This is a genomic window from Carnimonas nigrificans ATCC BAA-78 (assembly GCF_000526695.1).
In the GTDB taxonomy this organism is placed as follows: Bacteria; Pseudomonadota; Gammaproteobacteria; order Pseudomonadales; family Halomonadaceae; genus Carnimonas; species Carnimonas nigrificans.
On sequence record NZ_JAGO01000016.1, the window covers coordinates 19816 to 46551 of the forward strand.

The window sequence follows — 26736 nt, forward strand, 5'->3', positions numbered from 1 at the left end:
AACTGCCTTCGGAGGGTAAACTTGGCCCCAATTATTGAGCCAGCGCGAATCTCTCTGATTTTCCAATGGCAGCCTCATCATTCACGGAGCAGGTTATGACCCTCAACGCTTCCCAGACAGCTCAAGGCGCGCAACGTCCCAGCAACAATTTTGATCAGGCCGAGCTAGACAAGTTTGGCGCACTGGCCCAGCAGTGGTGGGATCGCGACGGCAATTTCAAACCGCTTCACGATATCAACCCGCTGCGCCTTGGCTACATTGAAGAACATAGCGGTTCGCTGGCGGGCAAGAAGGTGCTCGATGTGGGCTGCGGTGGCGGTATTCTCAGCGAGTCGATGGCCCAGCGTGGTGCTGAGGTGACTGCCATTGACCTGAGCGAAGCGCCGCTGGCGGTTGCTCAACTGCATCTGGCTGAAAGCGGTGTTGAGGTCGATTACCAGCTGATTAGCGTGGAAGATCTGGCCGAGCAGCAGCCGGGCAGCTTCGATGTAGTCACCTGCATGGAGATGCTTGAGCATGTGCCCGATCCTGCTGCCATCGTTGCCGCCTGTACCCGACTGGTAAAACCGGGCGGTCAGGCATTTTTCAGTACCATCAACCGCAATCCGAAGTCTTACCTGTTTGCGATTATCGGTGCCGAACGCATTCTCAAGCTGCTGCCCGCTGGCACTCATGAGTACCAGCGCTTTATCCGCCCCTCGGAACTGGCGCACTGGACTCGGCACGCGGGGTTGAATACACGTCATCAGGGCGGCCTTCACTATAACCCGCTGACGCGCCACTACTGGCTGAGCGGCAACATTGATGTGAACTATATGGTGCACTGCCAGCGCCCTCAGGAAGAGGCGTGAGCGAAGGTTTCCCTGCTAAAGCGGTGCTGTTCGATCTCGACGGCACCCTTGTCGATACAGCGCCCGACCTGATTCGTGCTACCAATCAGTTGCGCCAGCGTCATGGGTTAGCGGCACTGCCGCACGATCAGGTACGTGCTGAGGTATCCATGGGCGGAAGAGCATTGACGCGGCTGGCGCTGGGCGATAGCGCTGATGACCCGGCCCTCGATCAGCTTCTGACCGATTATGCCGCTTGCCTGGGGCAGCATAGCCAGATCTTTACGGGCTTACCGCCGCTATTGGCGCTGCTGCAACGGCACCAACACCCATGGGGCGTGGTCACCAACAAGGAGCGGCGTTTCGCGGAACCCCTTCTGGCAGCGCTATCCCTCGCGCCTCCTGTACTGGTCTGCGGTGATGATGTATCTCATGCCAAACCTCATCCTGAAAGCCTGATTGCCGCCGCCGCTGCGTTGAATCTCCCCTGCCAGCAGTGCTGCTATATCGGCGACCATCAGCGCGATATGGTGGCCGCGCGCGCAGCCGGCATGTTCGCCATCGCTGCTGGATATGGCTATCTAAGCCCCACCGATGATATTCGTCAGTGGCCCGCTGACCAATGTTGCGATACGCCAGATCAGTTGAGTGCACTGCTGACTGCTCGGCTTGAGCAACATTATTCGGCACCTCAGCGACATGCAGAAGCGGAGCCTGCTGCGGCAAGCGCGCTCGATAAGTAACGAGACTTGCACCGGCTGGTTGGGATTCCTCAACGCACAACGCCACGCATCATGCGTGGCGTTGTTGTATCGCGGCATTCAAACTGCAATAGCGTGAATGCTTTAGTACGAAAGCGCTCAGCGCCCGTTCTTGCACCGCCTAATTCAAGGCGCGTCCAAGGGTATGGCAGATATCTGCCGGCATCATTGCGGCGAATGTCCAGAAGCAGATACCAGCAACGCCAGCCGCAGGCTGATTGACCAGAAACAGCAGGATCAATGCAGCCGTCACCACGCCCCACAGCCAGCTTGCCAGCAATGACAGTCCAGTATCATGAATACGCGGCACCAGCGTAACCACAAACAGTGGCGTGAGTATCAGCCACACGGTGGTGTTGCTCATAAAGGCTTCCAGCGACTGAAAACCGATCACCAGCACCAGCGCCGCGACAATATTCATAATGGTGAAGGGCAACAGACCAAGCCTGAAATGCCGTAGGGAAGTCATAGGGGTACTCCTCGTTGATGGTATGAATAACGCCGAAATGCGGCGCGCATGAGATTGAGCAGCAATGTCTAAATCACCACCGCCCCGCTCGCCGGATCTTCGGTAAGGGTTGCAGCAATATCGGTCAGCGCGACACCAAGCTCTTCCCGGGAGATGGCGCCCCCCAGTGAAAGCCGTACAGCTTCAGGCGGCACGTCCATTACCGCGAAGCTATCGCTGGGCACCACCGAGACACCGCGGCGCGTCAAATGGTGCGCAAAGGCCGCTCGCGTCCAATTGGCAGGCAGCCTGAGCCATAGGTGGAAGGCATCGCTTTCCCCCGACAGTGCTGTATTGGGCAGCAACTGTTCGGCAATCTCCCGGCGGTAGCGGGTTTCAGTGCGAATGGCTTCAAGCAGCTGCGTAGCCGTACCACTTGCGATCCACTGGCTCGCCAGTGCCGTCGTAAGCGGCGATGCCATAACCGAAGTTGCCCGCAAGACACCGAGCAAGCGCTGCGCTTCAGCGGCTGACGGCGCGACGGTATAGGCAACCCGCAATCCTGCTCCCAGGCATTTGGCCAATCCAGCAATGTACCAGGTGTTATGAGGCGCAAGCGTCGCCACGGGCGGCAGCGGATAGCGCGGCAGCATCCCGTAGGCATCGTCTTCGATAATCGTCACCTGATAACGCAGCGCCAGCTCCGCTATCTGATGGCGGCGCTTGAGCGACATGGTGATCGCGGTAGGGTTATGCAGTACCGGATTGAGATAAAGCGCCCCCACCTGCTGTTGCTGACACGCCCTCTCGAAAGCCACGGGGTCAATGCCATCAGCATCGAAAGGCAAGCCGTAAAGCGGAATATTGAGCTGGGCAGCCGCGCGCTTGACACCGGGGTAAGTCAGCTCGGCACAGTAGAGCGGCCTGCCGGGTGACAGTTTTAGCAGCATGAAGATTGCCAGCAGCGCAGCCTGGGCACCGGGCACCACCACCAGTTGCTCAGGCGTACAGGTGATACATGGCGCAAGCCATTCACAGGCAACCGCCCTGTCCGTCAGCGTTCCCCCCGCCTGCTGATAGCGCATCAGTTCGCGCAGTTGTCGCCCAAGGGCATCGAAATTGTCACGCAAGCGCTGCTGAAGCAGCACATCACAAGGCTCGGGCGGCAGATTCATGCTCATATCAATGGCCGCGCGATCCTCACTGACCGAGCGCTGCGGCTGCGCGCTGCTTGTCTGTTCGATATTGCGTGCGGCCTTTTCGGAAACGAAGCTGCCAGCCCCCACGCGCGCCTCAAGCAGTCCTCGGGCGTGTGCTTCCCTATACGCGCGGGTCACGGTAGTAAAGTGGATGCCAAGCGTTTCGGCCAACTGCCGCTGGGCGGGCAGCTTTTGCAGAGGCGCCAACACACCGCTGGCAATATCCGCTGCTATCGCATTCACGATCGCTAAATATTTGGGACCAGACGCATTCTGGATGACTGGACGCCAATGTGAGGCTGGCATACCTGTTCCCTTCTCTTGAAGCAATCACCCTCGTATGGGCATGAACTCATGTGCCTGAATGAGAGCGGCCTGCTTCTCTTTATGAAATATCTATTGATGCACTAGCTACTGATGAAACACATGCCGACCAAATGCATACAATAATCTAAATAATACATACATTCAGATGCTTTTCGATCTTCAATGCAGGCAATACTACCCCTTCACTAGGCATGAAATCCAGATTTTTACCCTTTATTTCCTTGGTTTTTATATACCCACCCGAATTCCATACAAATCATACAAACAATTGTATGCAACAGGATCAGGCCAGCGGAAGATGACGAAAACGAGGGAGAAAAAGTGGTAATTCCATACAGGAAGAACGGGGAGAAGCAGGATAGAGAGAAGAGAGAGGCTGCGAGCGATCCGGCGAGGTCAGTGCTGTTGGCAGCAGCGACGCTACCGCCAACAATTATGGGGATACGCTCATACGTGTCTGCTAGCCGTTGACCTTGGCGAGGAACGCCTTGGCTTTTTGACCGGCCTCGGAATCGGGATGCTGTTTGATCAGATTATCGAGCAGCTTTTGAGCGCCGGTATCATCGCCCTGCTGCGCTTTAATCATGGCGAGCGCATAGGCAGAGTCCGGAGCCTTACCGCTGTTGGGGTACTTTTTCAGCACCGCTTCAAAGGCGTGCGCCGCACCATCACTCTGTGACTTGTTGGTGTAGATCTGCCCTAACCAATAATATGAATTCGCCAGCAGCGGTGAATCAGGGTAGTTACGGTTGAATGCCTTGAACGCTTGCTCGGCGTCATCGTAGTGCTTGTCACGAATCTGGTCGAAAGCATCGTTGTAGGCTTGACGATCGCTGACGTTCGCATCGCCTGCTCCATTGGCATTGGAAGTGGCGGCTGCGGCTCCCGCACTGGCAGTACCGGCATCATTTGACTCGTCGCCGCCATCAGACTGCGCATCATTATCGGATGCACCGCCATCGCCATTGCCCTCAAGATCAGCCAGGCGTGAATCCAGATCAAGATAGCGTTTTTGCCCCTGATCCTGAGTCTGCTGAAGCTGATGCTGAAGCTCTTCAATCTGACCGCGCAGAGCGTTGATCGCCTGCTGCTGATCCTGGAGCTGGTTGAACAGCGCCAGATTGCCGGAAGCGGTTTGCTGCTGGCCGCCAGTCTGATCGCTGGGAATAGTTGCATTCTGGGCCCATACGGAAAGCGGGAGCAACAAGGCTCCCGCACCGCACAGTTTTTTCAAACTGTGTTTCATGACTTACCTCTGGTTTCAGTAGTCAAATACTACACGACGATCCTGAGCGTAGGCTTCCTGGCTGTTACCAGTGGATGCCGGACGTTCTTCACCGTAGCTGACAACTTCAACCTGTGAACCGTTCACGCCCTGCACCGCCAGGTACTGGCGAACAGAGTTGGCACGACGCTCACCCAGACCCAGGTTGTACTCACGAGTACCCTGCGGGTCAGTGTGGCCCTGGAGCACTACGTGTGCATCAGGGTGAGACTGCAGGTAGGCAGCGTGCTGGTTAAGAACGGATTCAAACTCAGGACGGATGGTGTCGTGGTCAAAGTCAAAGTAGATAGTGCGAACAGAAGGAATTTCGTTCTGTGCACCGGCGTTCCCTGCTCCTGAACCATTACCATAGCCAGTTGCGCCGCCAGTAGTAGCAGTGCCTTGCTGACCAGAGCTCATACCACCGTCGGTGCCCTCTTGGGTACCGCCGCCGCTGGAGCAGCCAGCGATGACAACCACCGAGAGAGCTGCAGCCAGTGTTTTGGCGTAAGTGGAAAATTGCATGGTTTTCTCCTTGCTTTTTAAGAACACTGATGACTGATTTATTCTAGTCATTTATTTAGTGAACGGCGACCAGGAAGGTTCCTGAACATTTCCATCGGGGACCGGAATCTCGAAAGACGCACGGCCATCCGCTGAAGTCGCTCCCAGAATACCACGGCCTCCTTTCTCTGTGGCATATACCACCATAGTGCCGTTGGGCGCAACAGTGGGTGCCTCATCGAAACGAGTTTTGCTCAACACCGTCAGGCGTCCGCTGGCAAGATCCTGCTTGGCTGCCTGGAACCCCTGACTGGTGCGCGTTACGAAGAATATAGCAGAACCGTCCGGAGCAAAATGCCCAGCTGCATTGTATCGGTTTGTAAAGGTCACGCGCTGGGATTGTCCGCTACCAAAGTTGTAACGGTAAATCTGTGGCTGCCCCGACTGATCAGAGGTGTAAATCAGGCTGGCACCGTCAGGCGCGTAGTTGGGTTCAGTGTTGATGGAGCTGCCGTGAGTAAGCTGGCTAAGCTGGCGCGAGCCAAGATCCATCACATAGATGTCGGGCGAACCGCCTTTCGACAGTGACATGGCCAGCTTGCGGCCATCCGGCGACCACGCAGGTGCCCCATTGATTCCCTTGAACGACGTCAGCTTGATGCGATTACCGGTCGCAAGCTGCTGAACGTAGATGGAAGGACGCTTTCCTTCAAAGGAGACGTAGGCCAGTTTGCTGCCATCAGGCGACCAGGCCGGCGACAGGATTGGCTCATTGGAGCTGAGCACGCGGCGCGGGTTATAGCCATCCTGATCAGCCACATAGAGCGAGAAGCTCATGTTGGGATCGACGCCAGTCGAGATAACGTAGGCGATTTTGGTGCGGAAGGCGCCGCGAATACCGGTGATCTTCTCAAAGATCTGGTCAGCAACGTAGTGCGCGCTTTGGCGCAGCTGCGCTTCGCTACCCGTGACATTGGCGCTGATTTCGCGCTTGTTGCCAAATACGTCGTGCAGCTCATAGACGATTTTGTAGCCATTGCCGGTCGATTCGACACGCCCATCCACCAGATAGCTGGCGCGGGTATTCTGCCACGCAGCGTAGTCAATCTGATCACCGGGCGCAGGCGTGGCGATCAGGTTGCTGCTGGACAGCGGTGCAAACTTGCCGCTGTTACGCAAGTCATTGGTGATGATATCGCTTACGTTCTGAGGCACTTGCTGGCCGTTGGCATTAAACGATGTCACTGCAATGGGAATGGCATCATTGCTGCCGCGTGTAATCTGAATGTCTAGATCAGCGCGGGCCACCGCGCTTATCGCAAGCATCAAAAACAAGCCGGTAAAGGCCGCTAAACGTCTCATCAGCGTACGTCCTCTGGGTTGAATGTCAGGGTGAAGCTACGGAACTGGCGCTGCACACTCGCTGGCGCATTGCCCAATTCATTGAAAGGTGCGGCACGTTGCACGGCCTGCACCGCCGATTGATCGAACGAGCTATCCCCACTGCTGCTGGAGACGCTGACATTGATCAGCTCACCGGTAGCCGGTATGAGCCGCACTCGCAGGGTGGTTTTAATGCCTGACGGCAGATTATCGGGTTTGTTCCAGTTCTGCTCTACGGCATGACGAATCACGTTCATCATGCTGTTAGCTGCTTGCGCGCCTTGTGCGGCCTTGGACGAGTTCTTTTCGCCACTACCCGACGCCGAAGAGAGCGCTGAGTTATCACTGGCGGCAGCGGCAGCCATGCGTTTCTTGCGCGCAGCGGCATCAGCAGCAGCTTTTTCCTTGGCAGCCTTTTCTTTCGCAGCTTTCTCTTTGGCGGCCTTGTCAGCCTGAGCCTTCTCGGCAGCGGCTTTTTCCTTCGCGGCTTTCTCTTTAGCAGCCTTGTCAGCCTGAGCTTTCTCGGCAGCGGCCTTTTCCTGTGCCGCCTTCTCTTTGGCTGCTTTATCTGCCGCTGCTTTCTGCTCAGCTTCCTTGGCCGCCTGCTCACGCGCCTGGCGCGCATTTTCCGCCTGCTGGCGCTGCTGTTCTTCCTTTTTGGCCGCAGCAGCGGCAGCGGCTGCTGCGGCCGCTTGTTGTTCTTGCTGTTGCTGCTGGGCAGCCGCCGCCTGTTGCTCCTGCTGCTGTTGCTCAGCGGCTTCCTGTTGCTGTTGTTCGGCAGCCGCTTGCTGCTGTTCCTGTTCCTGTTCCTGTTCCTGTTCCTGTTCCTGTTCCTCAGCTTGCGGCTGGGCCTGGCGCGCTTCACCCTTCGCGGTGTCATTTTCAGGACTTGGCGAAGGTGTGCGCGTCTGCGAGGAGATCAGTGTGGCCTGCACGTATGAATTATCCTGCGGCGGCTCGTGCGAACTCGGCCAGTCCACCAGCAGTGCCACGGCGATAATCACATGCAGTATAACGGCACAGATGATCGGTGCCTTGAAGCGAATTTCCTGGGGCTTGTCGGCCATCAAAAGCCTCCTGACCGGCATGGGAGCGTCAACTGGATGTACATTGGCATGCGCTTATTGATCCCGTTTGGCTGCGCTTGATCTGGGTGATAGAAGACTGCGATACAAAAGCGTATGGAACTCTTCTGCAAAATCGCGGTAGCCCAGCACCAGACGCTCAGTCGTCGCAGTAAAGCGGTTGTATGCGATAACGGCGGGAATCGCGGCAAAAAGGCCCATGGCGGTGGCAACCAGCGCCTCCGCCACCCAGGGAGCAACCGTGGAGAGATCCGCGCGCGTCGTCGAGGAGAGGGTCAGGAAGGAACCCATAATCCCCCACACCGTGCCAAAGAGACCGATATACGGGCTAGCAGAGCTGATCGTCGCCAGCACCGGCAGATAGCGGGTAAGACGCCCTTCTTCCTCCGCCACAGCAATACGCATGGAACGCTCCACATCGACCAGCACCGCCGATGCCTGCTTGGGCGTTACCACGCGGCTCTCCTTGACGATACCGCTGCGCAGCCGCCTGAACGACGCCATGCCCGCCTGAAACACCGCTGCCACACCTTCATGGCTATCGCCCAGCCGCTCTTCAAGCTGACGCACGTCGATGCCCGACCAAAACGTTGCCTCAAATTCGCGAAAGCCTCTATCGGCGCGTCGCAGACTGACTGCACGCTGGAAAATCACCATCCATGACACCATCGAGAAGCCTAGCAATAACAGCAGTACCAGTTTCACTACTATGCCGGCATTCACGACCAGCGAGACGATTGACATCGAGTCTTCCACAGCTACCTCTCGTTTCTTCACTCAGGCGCGACCAGTAGCGTTAGCATGGACGCGGTCGCCTGCCGGTGACGGCTGTTCCTTATGAGTTGATCTCGCGCTCAAGAACGTCACGCATGGCACCAGGCCAGCGCTGCGGACGTTGAGATGACGCACCGATACACGCTATATCGACACTTGCTTCGCACAGCAGTTCGCCGCTGCGCATCACTTGCTGGCGAAATGTCATTCTGCACGCGCCCAGTGCGCTGATACTAACGACAATATCCAGGGCATCGTCGAGCACCGCCGGGCGCAGATAGCGGCAGCTCAGCGAGCTGACCACCAGTTGCACGTCGCTTTGCAAAAGTGCCTGCTGTTCGAACTGATGGTAGCGCAACCACTCGGTACGCGCGCGTTCCATGAAGTTCAGGTACTGGGCGTGATAGACGATACCGCCGGCATCGGTATCCTCGAAGTAGACCCGCACCGGCCACACAAACTCACTCATTCAACACTCTCCTGGGGCACTGCCTTGCTCGTTAGGCTCAACACCAAAATGGCGATATGCCGTAGGCGTTACCATACGACCACGGGCGGTACGCAGGATAAAGCCTTGCTGAATCAGATAAGGTTCCAGCACATCTTCAATGGTATCGCGCTCTTCGCCAATGGCAGCCGCCAGACTATCGACGCCCACCGGCCCGCCTTCAAACTTCTCGATCATCATCAGAAGCAGGCGACGGTCCATGTGATCAAGGCCGTGCTGATCGACGTGCAGCATATCAAGGGCGCGCGAGGCGATCTCACTGTTGACCTGCCCATTGCCCTTTACCTGAGCAAAATCGCGCACCCGGCGCAGCAGACGATTGGCAATTCGTGGCGTGCCTCGCGAACGGCGGGCGATCTCCTGCGCGCCAGCATGATCGGATTCAAGCCCCAGCAGCGCAGCAGAGCGCGCCACAATGCTGGTCAACTCTTCAACGGAATAAAATTCAAGCCGCTGCACAATGCCAAAACGATCACGCAAGGGGGAAGTCAACAGTCCCGCGCGCGTCGTCGCGCCCACCAGCGTAAAGCGCGGCAAATCCACCTTGATGGAGCGCGCCGCAGGGCCTTCGCCGATCATGATATCGAGCTGGAAGTCCTCCATGGCGGGGTACAGCACCTCTTCCACCGTGGAGGAGAGACGGTGAATTTCATCAATAAAAAGCACATCGCCGGGTTCAAGACTGGTCAGCATCGCGGCGAGATCACCGGGGCGCTCAAGCACTGGCCCCGAGGTTGACTTGATATCGACCTGCATCTCTTCAGCAATAATATTGGCGAGGGTGGTCTTGCCGAGGCCGGGAGGGCCAAAAACGAGGGTGTGATCGAGGCTTTCACTGCGCCCGCGCGCCGCATCAATAAAGATACCCAATTGCTCGCGCACCGCGGGCTGGCCCACGTATTCGGCCAGCTTGCGGGGACGAATAGCGTAATCGACCCGCGATTCGCTGGTATTTTTGGTATCGGAGGAGATCAACCGATCCGACTCGATCATCGCTTGCCTCCACGCTCACCGCTGATGCGTGAGGTCAGCGCGGTCTTGATCAGTTGCTCCGTAGCCAGCGTAATATCCAGCCCGTTAAGCATCTTAGCGGCTTCGGTAGGACGATAGCCCAGCGCGATCAGGGCAGATTCCGCATCGGCATAGTTGTCTTCAACGACAGGCGCTGGCGCGTCGTTACCGTCGAAGAGCTGTTCAGCGCCAGCAAGATCGCCAGGGTTAGCGTCACGGGATAGCTCGGGCCATTTCGCCAATCTATCGCTCATTTCGATAATCAAACGTTCGGCGGTCTTTTTGCCCACGCCCGGCAAGCGCGTTAGCGCACTGGCGTTCTGCTCCTTCAGGCAGCGCACAAACTGAATGCGATCCATACCGGAGAGAATCGCCAGCGCCATGCGTGGCCCCACCCCGGAAATACGGATCAGCTCGCGAAACAGGCGGCGCTCCACCTCATCGCCAAAGCCGTACAACAAGTGAGCATCTTCGCGCACCACCAAATGGGTATGCAGGCGTACTTCTTCCCCTGCCGGCGGTAGGCCGACAATGGTATTCATTGATGCTTCCAGCTCATAGCCGACGCCATTGACATCAATCACAAGCCACGGAGGTTGTTTTTCGATCAGCGTGCCGCGTAGACGTCCTATCATCGTGCCGGGTATTCCTTCAGGGTAAAACAGTGCCATGAGCGGCAAATTCCAGGGGGAATCATAACAACGGAAGCACAATTAATCGAAAACAATAGTGTGAGGGAATGTATGCGTGGGTGACCGCCAGTGAGGGCCTCAATGAGACGGCCATGCGGCTATTGAGGTGTGTAGGAGCGCCAGCTGCTGCTACGGCTCTTGCGGCTGCGCGCACTGGAGGCGTTCCCTCGGGTAACAAGCCCGCGCTGGCTGAAACAGTGGGTCAGTGCGATCCCCAGCGCATCGGCGGCATCGGACTGCGGCAGGCCATCGAGCTTGAGCGTAGAGGCGACCATATGTTGCATGGTGGCTTTATCGGCACCGCCATGTCCGGTAACGGTCTGCTTGACCAGGGTGGCGGCATACTCAAACACGGGCAGGCCATGATTGGCGGCGCACACAATGGCACTGCCGCGCGCCTGCCCCAGCTTGAGCGCCGAATCAGCATTCTTGGCTACAAAGACACGTTCGATCGCCACTTCTGCCGGTCGATATTCGCCAATCAGCTCACCGATACCGGCATACACCTGCGCCAGACGCTGGGCAAGCTCTTCGGCAGTAATGCGAATAAAGCCACTGGCAATATAGCGCGGCACCCGCCCCGAGGCGTCGATCACACCGTAACCGGTACGCCGTGAGCCGGGGTCGATGCCAAGCAGAATCACGCCAGTGCCTCCAATACATCATCACTGAAATCAGCATTGGTATAGACGTTTTGCACGTCATCCAGCTCTTCCAGCCAATCAATCAATTTCACAACGCGGGTCGCCAGATCACTATCAGTAATAGGGGTGTAATTGGCAGGGTATTTGCCCACTTCGCTGAACTCAGGCTCAAGCCCCGCCTTGTCAAAGGCATCGCGCACGGCACCGAATGCCGCAGGTGAGGTCACGACCGTGTGTTCGCCGCTGTCGCCCTCTTCCACATCATCGGCGCCCGCCTCCAGAGCCAGCTCCAGCAGCTGCTCTTCATCGCAGTCGCTTGAAAAGCCAATCCGTCCCTGCTGTGAAAAGAGGAAGGCTACTGAGTTAGCGGTGCCCAGATTGCCACCAAACTTGCTGAAAGCATGACGCACATCGGAGGCGGTACGGTTGCGGTTATCGGTCATGCACTCAACCAGAATCGCCACCCCTTCCGGCCCATAGCCTTCGTAGGTCAGCTCTTCAACGTTATCGCTTTCGGTATCACCGGCGCCGCGATCAATCGCGCGCTGCACGGTGTCCTTGGTCATATTGGCACCCAGAGCCTTATCCACGGCAGCACGCAGGCGCGGGTTCGCATCAGGATCACCGCCGCCCTGTCGCGCTGCTACCGTCAATTCGCGAATCAGCTTGGTAAACACCTTGCCGCGCTTGGCATCCTGCGCCGCCTTACGGTGTTTGGTATTAGCCCATTTGCTATGACCTGCCATAAGAACCTCCGCTTATTGCTGCTGGCAGCACCACACATGCTTTACTGCCAGCTTGAAACAGAACAGGCCGCCGACACTGTAAAGCGTCGTCGGCCTGCCATCTATCTGTCATCTATCAACGCCCGTTGCGGGCAACGCTCCGGCCGCTTGCCTGTGCAAACGACCGGTTCACGTTATTCGGCGTTTTTCTGCCGCAGGCGCAAGCCCAGCTCACGCAGCGATTGGGCAGGAACATCTCCCGGCGCTTCGGTAAGCGGATCGGAAGCATTCTGGGTTTTGGGGAAGGCGATCACGTCGCGAATGCTCTTCGCGCCGGCCATCAGCATCACCAGACGGTCGAGACCGAACGCCAGGCCACCATGGGGCGGCGCACCATAACGCAGGGCATTGAGCAGGAAGCCAAACTTCTCTTCTGCCTCTTCTGCACCGATACCGAGAATATCGAACACTGCGCTCTGCATATCCTGATGATGAATACGCACTGAGCCGCCGCCCACTTCGTAGCCGTTCAGCACCATATCGTAGGCGCGCGACAGCGCATTGGCCGGGTCCTTGCGCACTTCTTCAACGCTGCCGGAAGGCGCGGTGAAGGGGTGGTGAATGGCAGAAAGCTTGCCAGCGTCATCCACTTCAAACATCGGGAAGTCAACCACCCACAGCGGCGCCCATTCACAGGTGTAAAGATCAAGGTCTTCACCCAGTTTGGAGCGCAGCGCACCCAGTGCATCGTTGACGACGCTGGTCTTGTCGGCACCAAAGAAGATGATGTCACCATCCTTGGCGTCAACGCGATCAAGCAGCTCTTCAATGATGCCATCCATGAACTTGACGATCGGTGATTGCAGCCCGTCGAGCCCCTTGGCACGTTCGTTGACCTTGATCCAGGCCAGCCCCTTGGCGCCGTAAACACTGACGAAGCGGGTATAGTCGTCGATCTGCTTACGTGACAGGCTGGCTCCACCGCTCACTTTCAGCGCCGCTACACGACCGTTGTCAGCGTTGGCCGGTGCCGAGAACACCTTGAAGTCAACGTTGGTCATCAAATCGGAGACATCGACCAGCTCAAGCGGAATACGCAGGTCAGGCTTGTCGGAGCCATAGCGTGACATCGCTTCCGAGTAGGGCATGTGCGGGAAGTCGGGAAGCTCCACGCCGATCACGTCCTTGAACAGCGTGCGCGTCATCTGCTCGGTAATCGACATGATGTGAGTTTCGTCGATAAAGGACGCCTCGATGTCGATCTGGGTAAATTCCGGCTGGCGATCTGCACGCAGGTCTTCATCACGGAAGCACTTGACGATCTGGTAGTAGCGATCAATACCGCCCACCATCAGTAGCTGCTTGAATAGCTGCGGTGACTGCGGCAGTGCATAGAAGCTGCCGGGATAAACGCGGCTCGGCACCAGATAGTCACGTGCGCCTTCAGGAGTCGCACGCGTCAGGGTAGGCGTTTCGATGTCCAGGAAGCCGTTGTCTTCAAGGAACGCGCGCACGCTGTGAGTGGCGCGAGAACGCAGCCGCAGGCGTTCGATCATTTCAGGACGACGCAGATCAATATAGCGATACTTCAGACGCACATCCTCGCCCACCTTGATGTGTTCATCCAGGGGGAACGGCGGTGTCTGGGCGGTGTTGAGCACTTCTACCTGCTTGGCCAGCACTTCTACCATACCGGTCGGCTTGTCAGGGTTTTGTGTGCCCTCGGGACGCATCCGCACCCGACCTTCAATTTTCAGCACATATTCACTGCGCGCGCGGTCAGCATTGGCAAATGCGTCGGGGGTGTCAGGATCAACGACTACCTGCGCCACACCGTCACGATCCCGTAGATCAAGGAAGATGACGCCGCCGTGGTCACGACGACGATGGACCCACCCACACAGGGTCACGTGCTGGTCGACCAGACCTTCGTTCAACTGGCCGCAATAGTGGCTGCGCATGTTATTTCCTATTACCGAGACATTAATCGAGGCTCTCCGCCTCTTGTACGTTTTGTAGATATTACCAGATATGACCGCGCAGGAGGGACTTGAACCTACCCCGCGTATCGTCCGGCGGCGGCGCCTGCTCACGTTGTAGCGGTATAACAAAAGGCGTGCTATAGCGCAGGACGATATATAAAACAGGCCGATGCCATCTATTGGCACCGGCGTTATGCGTGACCGGCAAAGGCGTTAGTCGCTGCCTTTGCCAGTTGCAGAGGCGCCGCTGTCGCTGGCCAGATTATGCTTGCCCGAGGTTTTAAAATCGGTCTCATACCAGCCGCTGCCGGCCAGACGAAAACCGGGGGCCGACACCATGCGCTGCAATGCAGAGTGGTGGCACCCTGGGCATTCCGTTAAGGGAGCAGCATTCATGCGCTGCAATTTTTCTACATGATGACCGCAATCGCGGCATTCATATTCGTATATAGGCATGATCTTGTACCTGAACACTGATTAACGATCGCTGCGTGCAGCCATCCAGCGATTCCACGGCTCGGCATATGGAGTAGGCACCCCATGGCCAGCCGCTTATATAAGGGCGTTTTGTCGAAATTCCATCTCTGCAAGGCCTCCGCATTATCGCCGGGCGGTTGCATAACACCGCGCCGCCCCATCGCGAACGCTAATGCGCTACAAGCGATGACGCAGACGCGAGTGAGAGCGAGCACTGAAACCCCATCAGCAGCGAGCGCACCGATACCCGTTGGTTGCCGTGAATTCCCCCATGGCACCGCCAGCGATAAAAGCAGTTGCATCGCTCCAGCCGCGCATTATAGCGTGTTGCCACTAGTGACGGGCAAGCCTAAACAAGAGGAAGCAGCAATGAGAGCGGTGATTCTTGATCTCGATACCATGGGCGCAGACATCAGCCTCGACCCACTCAAAGAGTGTGGCGTCGAACTTGTTCAATGGTCCGCCACTTCAGCGGAACAGGTGAAGGAGCGCATCGCCGGTGCCGAAATTGTTATCACCAACAAGGTACCCATCAGCGCCGAGGTCATAAAGGAAGCGCCCGCCCTGTCACTGATTTGCGTACTGGCAACGGGCACCAACAACATCGACATGCAAGCGGCTGAAGCAGCGGGCATCCCGGTCAGGAATGTCACGGCTTATGGCACCCCCAGCATTTCGCAGCACACCTTCGGACTGATTATTGCGCTTGCCAATCGCCTCAAGCAGGTAGACCGCGAGATGGCTGCCGGTGCATGGCAGCGCAGCGCCACCATTTTTGCCTTCCTTCACCCCATGACGCAATTGGCTGGCAAACAGCTCACGATTGTGGGCAGCGGCGAGCTTGGCCGAGCAGTGGCAAAGCTGGCGGAGGCATTTGATATGCAAGTGGTCTTTACCGCACGGCCTGGTAACAACGATGACACGCGACCGCCATTACAGGACGTATTGCCCGACACCGACGTGCTGAGCCTGCACTGCCCGTTAACCGAAGCGACCCGTGGGTTAATCAACGCCGACAACCTGACGCTATTGAAGCCTGGCGCGCTGCTCGTCAACTGCGCCCGTGGCGGCGTCATCAACGAAACCGACGCCCTTGCCGCCCTGCGCAGTGGTCATCTCGGCGGGCTTGCCGTTGATGTACTGCCTGAAGAACCTCCGCGTGGCGGCCACCCGCTGCTCGAAGCACTCAACGAAGACCTGAACCTGCTGGTAACGCCCCACATGGCATGGGGCACACAGGAAGCCCGGCAGCGCGTCATCGAACTGACTTCAGAGAATATTAAAATACACTTGGACGGGTGCGAATAACCGTCTTCCTGAGCGCATAGCAAGCAGCGAGCAACGCCGGTGCCCCCTGACTTCGCGGCCCGATCATGACGATGCCTGCGACGCCCTCGGCAGCACATAATTGTGTTGACGTCGCAGGTCTATACGACTAATGTTCGACCGCCTTTTCTACGGGTGAAACAAGAGACTTTTCTCAATGGATCCTCACAGGCGTAGCCCCGACTTCGCGGTCATTTGCTGCTCCCACATACACCTCGCTACCACGCCGTAGCCACTCCGCCCCGCGAGCGGGTTGATCGCAACGATCCCCCTCGTGTCAGAGTGCCTGTGCGCAGTGATAGCGTGCAGGAGAACACTTATAATGAATTTTAAAGACCTCCTCCCGGACGTGCGCGAGGCCATCGAAGATGGCGATGACGCACGCCTTGACGCCTTGTTCAGCGAAGCACGCAGCGCTGATATCGCGGAGGTCATCTCCCATGAAGATGATGATACCGCGCTGCGCGTACTTGAACGGCTACCGCTGGAACGCCGGGGCCGCGTCTTTTCCTACCTGCCGGAAGGCTATCAGCGTGATATCGCGATAGAGCTGGATGATGCCCAGCTTGCGCAGCTGTTTACCCAGATGGAACCCGACGATATCGCCGACGTGCTGAACTTCTTCCCGCCGGTACGCCGTGAAGCCATTTTGCGTCGCGTCGCCAGCAGTGAGCGTGCAGAAATTCGCCACCTCGCCAGCTATGATGAAGGCACTGCGGGCGCGTTGATGACCACCGATTATGTGGCGGTGCCGCAGCACCTGACCGTATCGGAAGCCCTCTCCCGGGTACGTCAGACCGCCCCGGACGCTGAAACCATCTATCAGATCTATTTCCTTGACGATGCCCTGCACCTGACCGGCACCATGTCGCTGCGTCAGCTGATTCTGGCAGATCCGCAGGCTTCCCTTGAATCGGTGATGATCTCTGATGTGATCTCGATGGGCGTCGATACCCCGCAGGAAGATGTCGCCAAGGCGATCTCCCGCTATGACCTGCTGGCATTGCCAGTGGTCAACCAGGACCGTGTTCTGGTGGGCATTGTGACCTATGACGATGCGATGGATGTTGTCGAGCGCGAAACCACCGATGACTTCCACAAGTCCGGGAGTGTTGGCTCGCTGGTGCGTGGCATCGGGCGTTCCAGCCTGTTCCATCTCTACCGAAGCCGCGTGTTCTGGTTGGTACTGCTGGTCTTCGGCAACCTCTTCTCAGGCGCGGGCATTGCGCACTTCGAAGACACCATCTCCGCCCATGTGGCGCTGGTGTTCTTCCTGCCGCTATTGATCGGCAGTGGCGGCAATGCCGGTTCCCAGGCGGCCACTCTGATGGTGCGAGGGCTGGGCACAGGTGAGGTCAATATTCGCGACTGGACGCGTCTGCTGAGCCGCGAAGTGCTGGTCTCTGCATTTCTGGGTATCACCATGGCGATCGCCATCTCCCCGATCAGCGCGTTCCGCGGCGGCTTCGGCGTCTCTGAAGTGGTCGCCATCAGCATGGTGGTGATCGTGGTGTGCGGAAGCCTTTTGGGCATGTCGCTGCCCTTCCTGCTTGACCGCCTCAAGGTCGATCCCGCGACAGCCAGCGCCCCGCTCGTCTCCACCCTGTGCGACTGCTGTGGTGTACTGATCTATTTCTCCATCGCCTCGATGGTACTGTCGCTGTGATGACTGCTACGTCATGCAACGGTCAGTGGTTGATGCGACAAAAGCGCCTGCTGCTACCTTGTGTTGGTAATTTTAATCGTCTTGATGAAGTAAACTGATCACTTTTGGTGTCACTTATACATCATCCACAATGTGACGGACGGCGGGCTGCGAATGGAAGCGCTTAACCTCTACCTCTTTTCAATGATGAATGCGACACCCCAAAGCCCTCAGTGGCTGCTGGGACTCGCCAATATGCTGGCGGTATATGCGATTTTTCTGGTGCCGCTGGTGATGGTGATTGGCTGGCTGCGCCGCGACGAGGAGCGTCACCGCTTGATGCTCGCTGCGCTGATGGGATGCGGCGTAGCGCTCGCCATCAACGGTGTGATCGGGCTGCTGTGGTTTCACCCGCGCCCCTTCGTGATGCCGGTAGGCTACACCTTCCTGCATCACTCCCCCGACGCCTCCTTCCCCAGCGACCACATGACCATCTCCATGACCGTCGCGCTCAGTCTCTTGATGGCGCGTGAAACCCGCATCATGGGGGCGCTCATGTTTGCCATTGCCCTCGCGGTAGGCTGGTCACGCATCTATCTGGGCGTGCATTTCCCTATCGACATGATGGGCGGCATGCTGGTGGCGCTGTTTGGTGCCAGCGTGGCACGCCTGACCAAACCGCTTTATATCAAGCCGCTCTACCGGCTCGCGCGCGGTGTGCACCGGCGTCTGTTTGCCGCGCTGATTCGGCGTGGCTGGATATCCCGCTAACCTGCTGCTCCGCGCCATTCCTCATGAACACCGCTCGACTGCTGACGCATCGAGCGGTTTTTGTTAAGTGCAACGCTTCCGTGCCCGCCTCGCCCGATAATGCCAAGAGCCAAATGCCGTTGGGCAGATAGTCGGGCGGAAAGAGGCAATCAGTACGCTAACTAATCGTTCGGTGACATACCGAAGAGCGGCGTCGCCGTGGTACTCTTCGCAGTAATTTCCTGAAGGGGCACTGTGCAAGATGATTTACAATTTCGGCTCGATCAATATCGACAACGTGTACCGTGTGCCCCATTTGGTAGCGCCGGGCGAAACCCTCGCCAGCCTCTCCTATTCACAGATTCTGGGCGGCAAGGGATCGAATCAGAGCCTCGCCATTGCCCGCGCTGGCGCAGAGGTCAGTCACATCGGTGCCATTGCACAAGGCGATAGCTGGATAGGCGAACTGCTTGAAGCATCCGGCGTCAACACAGACCATCTGGCCCTGCTGGATGACGTTGCCAGTGGGCATACCTTTATTCAGGTCGATAATAACGCCGAGAACTGCATCGTGCTCTATCCCGGTGCCAACCATGCTGTCCCCTCGCGGGTGATTGATGAGGCACTGGGCAGTGCGAAGGCGGGAGATTGGCTGCTGGCCCAGAATGAATGCGGCGATCTCTCCGCTCTGCTCGACAAGGCGCTGGACAAGGGCCTCAAGGTCGCCCTGAACCCAGCTCCCATGAATGATGCCATTGCGGCGCTGCCGCTCAATCGCTTGTCTGTACTGTGCGTTAACCGTGGCGAGGCGGTGGCTCTGCTGAGCGCCCTCAACGCAACGCCTGACGCCGACACGAACGACGCCTTGCTGGCAGCGCTGATGGCGCGCTTCCCCGAACCTGAAATCATCCTCACCCTGGGCAGCGACGGCGTGCTCTATGGTCACGGCAACTGCCATATCGAACAAGCTATCTTCAAGGTAAATGCCCGGGATACCACGGGTGCCGGTGACACCTTTGTCGGCTACTATCTGGCTGCCCGCGAAGCAGGGCTGGATGCCGCCGCCGCGTTGACCCGCGCCCGAGCAGCATCAGCGCTATGTGTGCAGAAGGAAGGTGCTTCAAGCAGTATTCCCAAATACAACGACGTTGATCGTTTTCATGAGCAGCACAACCAGTAGGCCACTGGGTTACCCTTGAGAACAATCACTACCGCCAACAAGAGACCAGCCGCTTCAATAATGAAGCGGTCTTTATATGGGAGCCATCATGTCTATACCGATTATTTTTGATACCGACCCGGGCGTTGATGATGCGCAAGCAATTGCGATTATCATGGCTGATCCCGAGATTGAGGTGGTCGGCCTGACGACGACGTTCGGTAACGTGCATATCGACACCGCGACGCGCAATGCGCTGCTGCTCAGCGAACTGGCGGGACACGATATTCCCGTCGCACAGGGCGCTGCCGCCCCGCTTTTGAAGAAGCCCTTCCCAGTACCCGACTGGATTCACGGCGCCGATGGCCTGGGCAACCAGGAGCTGCCTGAGGTGACTGGCCGCGCCGTCGACAAGACAGCGGCTGAATTCATTATCGACGAAACCCGCAAACGGCCAGGGGAAATCACTCTGGTCGCCGTAGGGCCGCTGGGCAATCTGGCGACCGCACTACAGCTCGACCCCAGCGTGAAGGATCGCGTGAAACAGGTGGTTATCATGGGTGGCTCGGTCGCCAAGGGCGGCAATGTCACACCAGTGGCCGAAGCCAATATATTCTCGGACCCTCACGCGGCAGCACGAGTGCTGACGGCGGGCTGGCCGCTCACCATGGTAGGGCTGGATGTTACCCTGAAGACCGTGATCGAACCCGAGCGCATGAAGCGCATTGCTGCCCGCCAGGGCAAGCTTGGCCCCCTGTTGCAGCACAGCTACGACTTCTACGCTGAGTTTTATCGCAACGCCATTCAGCTTGATGGCTGCTGCCCTCACGATAGCGTCGCCGTTACCTGGCTACGCCGCCCTGATCTGTTCAAGACCCAACGAGGCTATCTGAGCGTAGTCACCGAAGGGCCGGCAGAGGGCCAGACCATCTTTGCCGCTGAGGATCGCCCCACCCCTGACCAACGCTGGCAGCAAGGCGGGTTGGTTGATGTTTGCGTTGATGTGGATGGCAAGGCTGCCGTTGACTGGATGGAGAGCGTGCTGGTGAGTTAAACCGCACAGGAAAGCGACCAATCTCGCCCCACTAAAAAACCGTGATCTCCGATACTTGGGGATCACGGTTTTTTGCACTCTACCCACCGAGATCAGGCTTTCAGCATATCCCTGGGCAGCTTTTGCAAACGACGCCAAAGCTGCTCTACCCCCGGTTTGTGTACCAGGGAGCAGCGATAGAGGCGCACTTCCAGCGGAATATCCCACTGATCGCCGCCTGCGCGCACCAAACGCCCCGCCTGTAGATCATCGCGGGCGCTGAAATCGGGTATCCAGGCAACCCCACTGCCCTGTATCGCCATCGCCTTTAGCCCTTCCGCCATCGCGGTCTCATAGACAATACGCAACCGACGGCGCAAGGGGTTGTTCTTGAGCATGGTGGCAACACTGCGGCCCAACAGTGCGTCGCTGGTATAGGCAAGATAGGGCACGTCGGTTTTATCGCCTTCCAGACTGAACAGCGGCGCTCCTTCTTCGCTGGGAGCTGAGACGGGAATCATCCGCGCATGCCCGATCGAAAAGGAAGGAAAGACCTCGCTATCAAGCTGCATATTGGCGTCAGGATCGTAATACGCCAGCATCAGGTCGCAATTGCCCTCACGCAGCAGGCGCGTGGCGTCACCTACATTCATCGCCAGCAGGCGGGTCGGCAGCTCGCCCACCCCCTTCTGCAAGCGCGAAATCCACTTCGGATAGAACGCAAGCGCCAATGAGTGCGCCGCGGCAACATCCAGCTTTTCATTGGCACTTTCAAGGCCATGCAAGTGGTGGATACACTCATTGAGCTGCCCGACCAGATTGCGCGCCGTAATCAAGAACAGCTGGCCTTCGGCGGTCAGGCTAACGGGCGTTGTCGAGCGATCCACCAGCCTGGCCCCCACCGCCTGCTCCAGCGAGCGAATACGGCGACTGAAAGCGGGCTGAGTGACATAGCGCTTGCGCGCCGCCGCAGAGAAACTGCGCGCAGCAGCGAGTGCCACTAGATCTTCCAGCCACTTGGTTTCCAAATTCATCTGTTCACTCGCTTACCGCTGCTTCTTGAAAAATGGTATCGCTGCCAACAATAAGCGTAACAATGACACATTCCCGCCATTCACTATTGTTATTGACTGCCGCTCGGGTGGGTCGCATGCACCGGGAAAGGGTGGCGTACCTGGCTTAAACCGTTTATGAACCAGCGGCTGACGCACCCTACTGGCTGAAGCCAGCTACGGCAAGCTCCACGAACATCGACAAGCCTCAGGGGCAAGCTGATCCTCTCTTCACCGCTATATTCGTTACTGTACCGGCGCCAGCAAATAGGCCGCGCGCGACATCAGCTTGCGCCAGATGGGGCGCTCCGAGATTTCACTGATATCCACGCGGCGACTATTGGCAAAATCCTCGCTGAGCATCGCTTCTACTTCAGCGGCAAAATGGTGATCAATCACATAACCGGTAATCTCGAAGTTGAGTCGGAAGGAACGATTATCCAGGTTGACCGTCCCGACCGCACCGGTGTGGTCATCAATCAGCATCACCTTCTGGTGCAAAAAGCCCGGCTGATAGCGGTAAATGCCCACGCCTGCACGAATCATGTCACCAAGAAAGGAGAACGCTGAAAGATAGACCAGCAGATGATCGGGGCGCTCAGGAATCATGATACGCACCTCAACCCCACGCAGCGCTGCCAGCTTAAGCGCATCCTGCACGCTCTGATCCGGCACGAAATAGGGGCTGGTAATCCAGATACGGTGCTTGGCCGTATGAATGGCGTTCTGCACCATCAGGCCCGCGGTATCAATGCGATCCGCCGGCCCGGAAGGCACAATAATCACATGCTGATCGCTTTGCGGCGCGGCCTGCGGCTGCCATTCAAGCGGCAGAACATCACCGGTGGCCCAGTACCAGTCCTCCCAGAATGCTGCCTGCAACCCCAGTACCGAAGGGCCAAGCAGTGACATATGGGTATCGCGCCACGCACCAACACGACGCTTTTCGCCCAGGTACTCAACGCCTACATTAAGACCACCTACCCAGCCCTGACGGCCATCGACCACCATCAGCTTGCGATGATTGCGGAAATTGACCTGAAAGCGATGCCGCCAACCTCGCGACGAACCAAATGGCGTTACTTCAACGCCCGCCGAACGCAGCTCGGTGAAAAAGCGCTCCGGCATCTGGTGGCTGCCAATCTCATCGTAGATAAAACAGACCCGCACCCCTCGTTCGGCGCAGGCTTTCATTTGCTGCTGTAGCGCTAGCCCGAGGCGATCATGGCGAATAATGAAAAACTGAATCAGCACATATTCCCGAGCATTTTCCAGGCCCTGAAACATGCTCTCAAAGGCGGGGGTGCCATCTATCAGCAGTTCAACCTGATTACCGCTGGTGAGTGGCATCATGGCAAGACGCTCTACAGCTCTCACCCGACCATTGTGGGTATGCAGGTGCGGCAGGAACGGCGTAAAGCGCTCGGCCACCCCCTCAAGTGCGTCGCGCAGCTCATTCTCACGCTCTTCACGCGCGCTAACGTAACCGTAAAAGCGCGGCCGTCCGAGAATCCAGAACGCGGGAAGTGCAATATAGGGGAAGGTAATCAGCGAGATAATCCACGCGATTGCGCCTTGAGACGTGCGGCTCGACATAAGCGCACGCATGGCTGAGGCAACGCCCAGCACATGCACTACAAGGATGAATAACCCACCGATAATCGCCGTCATGCACTTCCAGCCGCCGTAAATCACGCTGCACTGACAGCAGCCGAATAAAGATTGCTAGAGGATAACCGAGCTGGTGAATGGAATCACCCTGATTCGCTGGACAGGATGGTATTCTTCGCCGCAGCTCCGTATTGCGGCGAACGCGGGCCGGAAACATTTTTCTCACCGCCGAGTATGAGAATAGCCCTTGGCAGGATGCTTTCGACGCTACCATCGCTCAACGCCGCCCAACGACACCCCTCTTTTTTCCCGATCTCGACTTACAAGACGATGCCCTTCGTCAGCGTTGGCAGGCCGGGCAGTAGTACAGCCGCCGCGTGGCGACATTACAGCGCTGAATGAGCGAGCCGCAGGCGTGGCACGGCTCACCGGCACGATTGAAGACCGCATGACGCCAGCGTTGCCGTGGCTGCCCTGCTGCGATCATCGGCTCACGCCACGCCTGAGTATTGGTGACACCGGCATGGCGATAGGCGCGCCGACAGACGGTAAGGATAATCTCCGCCAACTGACGCTGCTGCTGCGGCACAAGCTCCTTGATGCGATGAGTGGGCAACAAGCCGGCAAAAAACAGGATCTCTGAGCGCAGATAGTTGCCCACACCAGCGATAAAGCGCTGCTCCAGCAGCAGCGGGCCGAACTGGCGCGAGGCAAAACACGGCTGGGTCATATGCGCCAGTAGACGATCCGCATCGGTGTCGGCTGCGAGCGGATCGGGGCCAAGCGCTGCAATAAAGCGGTGCTGGCAAAGCTCACGCTCATCCAGCAGCTCAATATCCGAAGCACTCAACAGCCAGGCATCGTGCCGCTGGGTCGCCAGCAGCAGACGCGGCGAGCGCTTGCCGATAACTTCAGCACCGTGGGCCACCACGCGCCACACACCGTATAGCTGGTTATGGCTATAGATCACCGAGCCTTCATCAAAGTGCGTCAACAGCGCCTTGCCACGGCTCTCTATTCGCAGAATGCGCCGTCCTTGCAGATGGGCAGCGCGTCGTTGAATGCCCTCAAAGGCGCACCACACACGCTCCAGCGGATAATTCGCCAGCACCTTGTCCAGACGATCCGCAAGACGCCGAATTTCGGGGCCTTCCGGCATCAGGGCGCAACGCCTTCAGCGAGCATGCGCTCGTTAAGCTGATGCAGGCGATCACGAAGCTGGGCCGCCTGTTCGAACTCCAGCTGCTGGGCTGCCTTGCGCATTTCATCCTCAAGACGACTACGCTCACGCTCCAACTGCTGCTGTGACATCGCTTCAAGCGGCTGCTGCTCGGCACTTGCCGCGCTGGAGCTGTCGCCGCGTTTCTTGCCTCTTCGAGTACCGGGTGCGCGTGCTCCTTCCATGATATCCGCAACACTTTTGTGCACCGTTTTAGGCACGATGCCATGCTCTTCATTGAAGGCGATCTGTTTGGCGCGACGCCGCTCGGTTTCATCCATCGCTCTCCGCATCGAGTCAGTGATGCGATCACCGTAAAGAATCGCCTTGCCGTGAGCATTACGCGCCGCACGCCCGATGGTCTGAATCAGCGAGCGAGTCGCACGCAGGAAACCTTCCTTGTCGGCATCAAGGATCGCGACCAGCGACACTTCAGGAATATCCAGACCTTCACGCAGCAGGTTAATCCCGACCAGCACGTCAAATTTACCGAGGCGCAGATCACGGATAATCTCCACGCGCTCAACGGTATCTATATCGGAGTGCAGATAGCGGACACGAATATCGTGCTCGTCGAGATATTCGGTGAGATCTTCGGCCATGCGCTTGGTTAGCGTGGTCACCAGCACGCGCTCGCCGACTTCAATGCGCGCACGCGCCTCGGAGAGCAGATCATCGACCTGGGTCGTGGCTGGACGCACCTCCACTTCAGGGTCAAGCAATCCGGTGGGCCTTACCACCTGCTCGACCACCTGCCCCGCGTGCTCCTCTTCATAGGTACCGGGCGTTGCAGAGACAAAGATGGTCTGCGGAATAATGCCCTCCCACTCCTCGAACTTCATCGGTCGGTTATCCAGCGCGGAAGGCAGGCGGAAGCCATATTCCACCAGCGTCTCCTTGCGCGAGCGGTCGCCGCGATACATGCCCCCCACCTGCGGCACGCTGACGTGGGATTCATCAATAAACAGCAGCGCATCATTGGGCAGATAATCGAAGAAGGTAGGCGGCGCCTCACCGGGCTGACGCCCCGACAGATAGCGTGAGTAGTTTTCGATACCGTTGCAGTACCCCAGCTCCAGCATCATTTCGATATCGTAGAGCGAACGCTGTTCAAGGCGCTGCGCTTCTACCAGCTTATTGCTGTCACGCAGCTGTTCGAGGCGCTCCTTCAATTCGTCCTTGATGTGATCAATGGCACCAAGAATGGTCTCGCGCGGCGTCACGTAGTGGGATTTCGGGTAGACCGTCATGCGCGGCACCTTGCTGCGAACCTCGCCCGTGAGCGGATCGAACAGGCTAATGGTGTCGATCTCATCGTCAAACAGCTCGACACGCACCGCTTCATCCTCGGCATCGGCGGGGAAGATGTCGATCACATCACCGCGTACCCGGTAGGTACCGCGGCTGAAATCCATATCGTTGCGGGTGTATTGCAGCTCCGCCAGACGGCGCAGGAAGGTGCGCTGATCAATCTGCTCGCCACGGTTGAAGTGCAGGCGCATCTGCTTATATTGGTCAGGGTCGCCCAGACCATAAATGGCCGATACCGACACCACGATCAGCGCATCACGACGCTCCAGCAGCGCCTTGGTGGCCGATAGCCGCATCTGCTCGATATGGTCATTGATGGAAGCGTCCTTTTCGATAAAGGTATCCGACGACGGCACATAGGCTTCCGGCTGATAGTAGTCGTAGTAGGAGACGAAATATTCCACCGCATTGTCGGGGAAAAACGACTTGAACTCGCCATAGAGCTGAGCGGCCAGCGTTTTGTTGGGCGCCAGCACGATGGTCGGACGCTGCAAGCGCTCCACCACGTTAGCCATGGTGAAGGTTTTGCCCGAACCGGTAACCCCCAAAAGCGTTTGGTGCGCCAGCCCCGCTTCGATGCCATTGACGAGAGCGTCGATTGCCGCAGGCTGATCACCGGCCGGTTGGTAACGCGACTGGATGCTGAAAGGCTTGTTCATCGCTCTCTCCTAATCGAAACGGGATAGACTTGCGTGCTGTCACTTATGTGCGGCACCCACCGCCAAAGCGGATGCCGCACCCAAAAGCACCAAATATAGGGAAGGACTCACTACATATAGGCCGAAACGACCAATTACAACCCGTCGGTGGCTGCCTTTACTACTTTGCCTTGAAACCGGCCTTGTGGACTGCCTTTATCAGAGCATCGCGACGCGCCTGCCCTTCTACCTGCGCCCACTCGCGCCCAACTTCCACGTTATCAACGCCATCCTGTTCGATCAGCGCCGCCGTTACCTTGTTCACGTCTGCTACTGAGGTCAGCCCTTCCAGTGTCAGCGTTGTCGCCATGCCATTGT

At 57.8% G+C, this 26736-nt stretch carries 26 protein-coding genes; 7 read left to right on the forward strand and 19 right to left on the reverse strand.

Features of this window, described 5'->3' with window-relative positions; translation table 11 throughout:
* Positions 1-95: 95 nt before the first annotated feature.
* Together ubiG and L881_RS0110935 are read left to right on the forward strand one after the other, a co-directional pair.
* A complete protein-coding gene (ubiG, locus tag L881_RS0110930; protein ID WP_025733735.1) occupies positions 96-851 on the forward strand; it encodes a bifunctional 2-polyprenyl-6-hydroxyphenol methylase/3-demethylubiquinol 3-O-methyltransferase UbiG in 756 nt (251 codons plus the stop codon).
* The gene (locus L881_RS0110935) at positions 848-1573 is read left to right on the forward strand and encodes an HAD family hydrolase (RefSeq protein ID WP_025733736.1); all 726 of its coding nucleotides are present in this window, start codon (positions 848-850) and stop codon (positions 1571-1573) included. Before ubiG ends, L881_RS0110935 begins: the two co-directional genes overlap by 4 nt.
* Before the next feature lie 139 nt (positions 1574-1712).
* On the opposite strand, the gene L881_RS0110940 is transcribed toward L881_RS0110935, so the two are convergent.
* From L881_RS0110940 to L881_RS0111005, 14 genes are all read right to left on the reverse strand, one after another.
* Complete coding sequence (locus L881_RS0110940) at positions 1713-2060, reverse strand: hypothetical protein (RefSeq protein WP_025733737.1); 348 nt, start codon at positions 2058-2060, stop codon at positions 1713-1715.
* A gap of 68 nt (positions 2061-2128) precedes the next feature.
* Complete coding sequence (locus tag L881_RS0110945) at positions 2129-3544, reverse strand: aminotransferase-like domain-containing protein (RefSeq protein ID WP_025733738.1); 1416 nt, start codon at positions 3542-3544, stop codon at positions 2129-2131.
* Positions 3545-4025: 481 nt separating this feature from the next.
* Positions 4026-4811, reverse strand: a complete 786-nt coding sequence (ybgF, locus tag L881_RS0110950) for a tol-pal system protein YbgF (protein ID WP_025733739.1) — start codon at positions 4809-4811, stop codon at positions 4026-4028.
* Between the two features lie 15 nt (positions 4812-4826).
* Positions 4827-5354: a peptidoglycan-associated lipoprotein Pal gene (gene pal, locus L881_RS0110955; RefSeq protein WP_025733740.1), complete on the reverse strand. Its 528-nt coding sequence runs from the start codon at positions 5352-5354 to the stop codon at positions 4827-4829.
* Positions 5355-5405: 51 nt separating this feature from the next.
* A complete protein-coding gene (gene tolB, locus L881_RS0110960; protein WP_025733741.1) occupies positions 5406-6695 on the reverse strand; it encodes a Tol-Pal system beta propeller repeat protein TolB in 1290 nt (429 codons plus the stop codon).
* Positions 6695-7783, reverse strand: coding sequence for a cell envelope integrity protein TolA (gene tolA / locus L881_RS0110965; RefSeq protein WP_025733742.1), 1089 nt, complete (start codon positions 7781-7783; stop codon positions 6695-6697). Before tolA ends, tolB begins: the two co-directional genes overlap by 1 nt.
* A gap of 54 nt (positions 7784-7837) precedes the next feature.
* A complete protein-coding gene (tolQ, locus tag L881_RS0110970; RefSeq protein WP_034579482.1) occupies positions 7838-8545 on the reverse strand; it encodes a protein TolQ in 708 nt (235 codons plus the stop codon).
* A 91-nt stretch (positions 8546-8636) separates the two neighbouring features.
* Complete coding sequence (gene ybgC, locus L881_RS0110975; RefSeq protein ID WP_025733744.1) at positions 8637-9044, reverse strand: tol-pal system-associated acyl-CoA thioesterase; 408 nt, start codon at positions 9042-9044, stop codon at positions 8637-8639.
* Positions 9045-10076 (reverse strand): Holliday junction branch migration DNA helicase RuvB, encoded by a 1032-nt coding sequence (ruvB, locus tag L881_RS0110980; protein WP_025733745.1) that lies wholly within the window; start codon positions 10074-10076, stop codon positions 9045-9047.
* Positions 10073-10729 carry a Holliday junction branch migration protein RuvA gene (gene ruvA / locus L881_RS0110985; RefSeq protein ID WP_025733746.1) on the reverse strand — a complete coding sequence of 219 codons (657 nt, stop codon included), beginning with the start codon at positions 10727-10729 and terminating at the stop codon, positions 10073-10075. The genes ruvB and ruvA overlap by 4 nt, the downstream gene beginning before the upstream one ends.
* A gap of 155 nt (positions 10730-10884) precedes the next feature.
* A complete protein-coding gene (ruvC, locus tag L881_RS0110990) occupies positions 10885-11430 on the reverse strand; it encodes a crossover junction endodeoxyribonuclease RuvC (protein WP_025733747.1) in 546 nt (181 codons plus the stop codon).
* Positions 11427-12176, reverse strand: coding sequence for a YebC/PmpR family DNA-binding transcriptional regulator (locus L881_RS0110995; protein WP_025733748.1), 750 nt, complete (start codon positions 12174-12176; stop codon positions 11427-11429). Before L881_RS0110995 ends, ruvC begins: the two co-directional genes overlap by 4 nt.
* A 173-nt stretch (positions 12177-12349) precedes the next feature.
* Complete coding sequence (aspS, locus tag L881_RS0111000) at positions 12350-14116, reverse strand: aspartate--tRNA ligase (RefSeq protein ID WP_025733749.1); 1767 nt, start codon at positions 14114-14116, stop codon at positions 12350-12352.
* Positions 14117-14350: 234 nt separating this feature from the next.
* Positions 14351-14593 carry an FmdB family zinc ribbon protein gene (locus L881_RS0111005; protein WP_025733750.1) on the reverse strand — a complete coding sequence of 81 codons (243 nt, stop codon included), beginning with the start codon at positions 14591-14593 and terminating at the stop codon, positions 14351-14353.
* A 390-nt stretch (positions 14594-14983) separates the two neighbouring features.
* Here L881_RS0111005 and L881_RS0111010 point away from each other — a divergent pair, with 390 nt between their 5' ends.
* The 5 genes from L881_RS0111010 (at position 14984) to L881_RS0111030 (ending at position 20548) form a co-directional block, all read left to right on the forward strand.
* Entirely contained in the window at positions 14984-15922 is a 939-nt protein-coding gene (locus tag L881_RS0111010) for a D-2-hydroxyacid dehydrogenase (protein ID WP_025733751.1), read from the forward strand.
* Between the two features lie 340 nt (positions 15923-16262).
* Complete coding sequence (gene mgtE, locus L881_RS0111015) at positions 16263-17606, forward strand: magnesium transporter (protein ID WP_025733752.1); 1344 nt, start codon at positions 16263-16265, stop codon at positions 17604-17606.
* Positions 17607-17759: 153 nt separating this feature from the next.
* On the forward strand, positions 17760-18356 hold the full coding sequence (locus L881_RS0111020) for a phosphatase PAP2 family protein (protein WP_025733753.1): 597 nt from the start codon (positions 17760-17762) through the stop codon (positions 18354-18356).
* A 241-nt stretch (positions 18357-18597) separates the two neighbouring features.
* Positions 18598-19515, forward strand: a complete 918-nt coding sequence (locus tag L881_RS0111025; protein ID WP_025733754.1) for a ribokinase — start codon at positions 18598-18600, stop codon at positions 19513-19515.
* Between the two features lie 88 nt (positions 19516-19603).
* A complete protein-coding gene (locus L881_RS0111030; RefSeq protein ID WP_025733755.1) occupies positions 19604-20548 on the forward strand; it encodes a nucleoside hydrolase in 945 nt (314 codons plus the stop codon).
* A gap of 92 nt (positions 20549-20640) precedes the next feature.
* Here the strand turns inward: L881_RS0111030 and L881_RS0111035 are convergent, their stop codons facing one another.
* The 5 genes from L881_RS0111035 to L881_RS0111055 form a co-directional block, all read right to left on the reverse strand.
* On the reverse strand, positions 20641-21561 hold the full coding sequence (locus tag L881_RS0111035) for a LysR substrate-binding domain-containing protein (protein WP_025733756.1): 921 nt from the start codon (positions 21559-21561) through the stop codon (positions 20641-20643).
* A gap of 264 nt (positions 21562-21825) precedes the next feature.
* Positions 21826-23250 carry a cardiolipin synthase gene (gene cls / locus L881_RS0111040; protein WP_025733757.1) on the reverse strand — a complete coding sequence of 475 codons (1425 nt, stop codon included), beginning with the start codon at positions 23248-23250 and terminating at the stop codon, positions 21826-21828.
* A gap of 280 nt (positions 23251-23530) precedes the next feature.
* Complete coding sequence (gene nei / locus L881_RS0111045; RefSeq protein WP_025733758.1) at positions 23531-24349, reverse strand: endonuclease VIII; 819 nt, start codon at positions 24347-24349, stop codon at positions 23531-23533.
* Complete coding sequence (uvrB, locus tag L881_RS0111050) at positions 24349-26379, reverse strand: excinuclease ABC subunit UvrB (protein WP_025733759.1); 2031 nt, start codon at positions 26377-26379, stop codon at positions 24349-24351. Before uvrB ends, nei begins: the two co-directional genes overlap by 1 nt.
* Before the next feature lie 160 nt (positions 26380-26539).
* Positions 26540-26728: a heavy-metal-associated domain-containing protein gene (locus L881_RS0111055; protein ID WP_025733760.1), complete on the reverse strand. Its 189-nt coding sequence runs from the start codon at positions 26726-26728 to the stop codon at positions 26540-26542.
* Positions 26729-26736 lie beyond the last annotated feature (8 nt).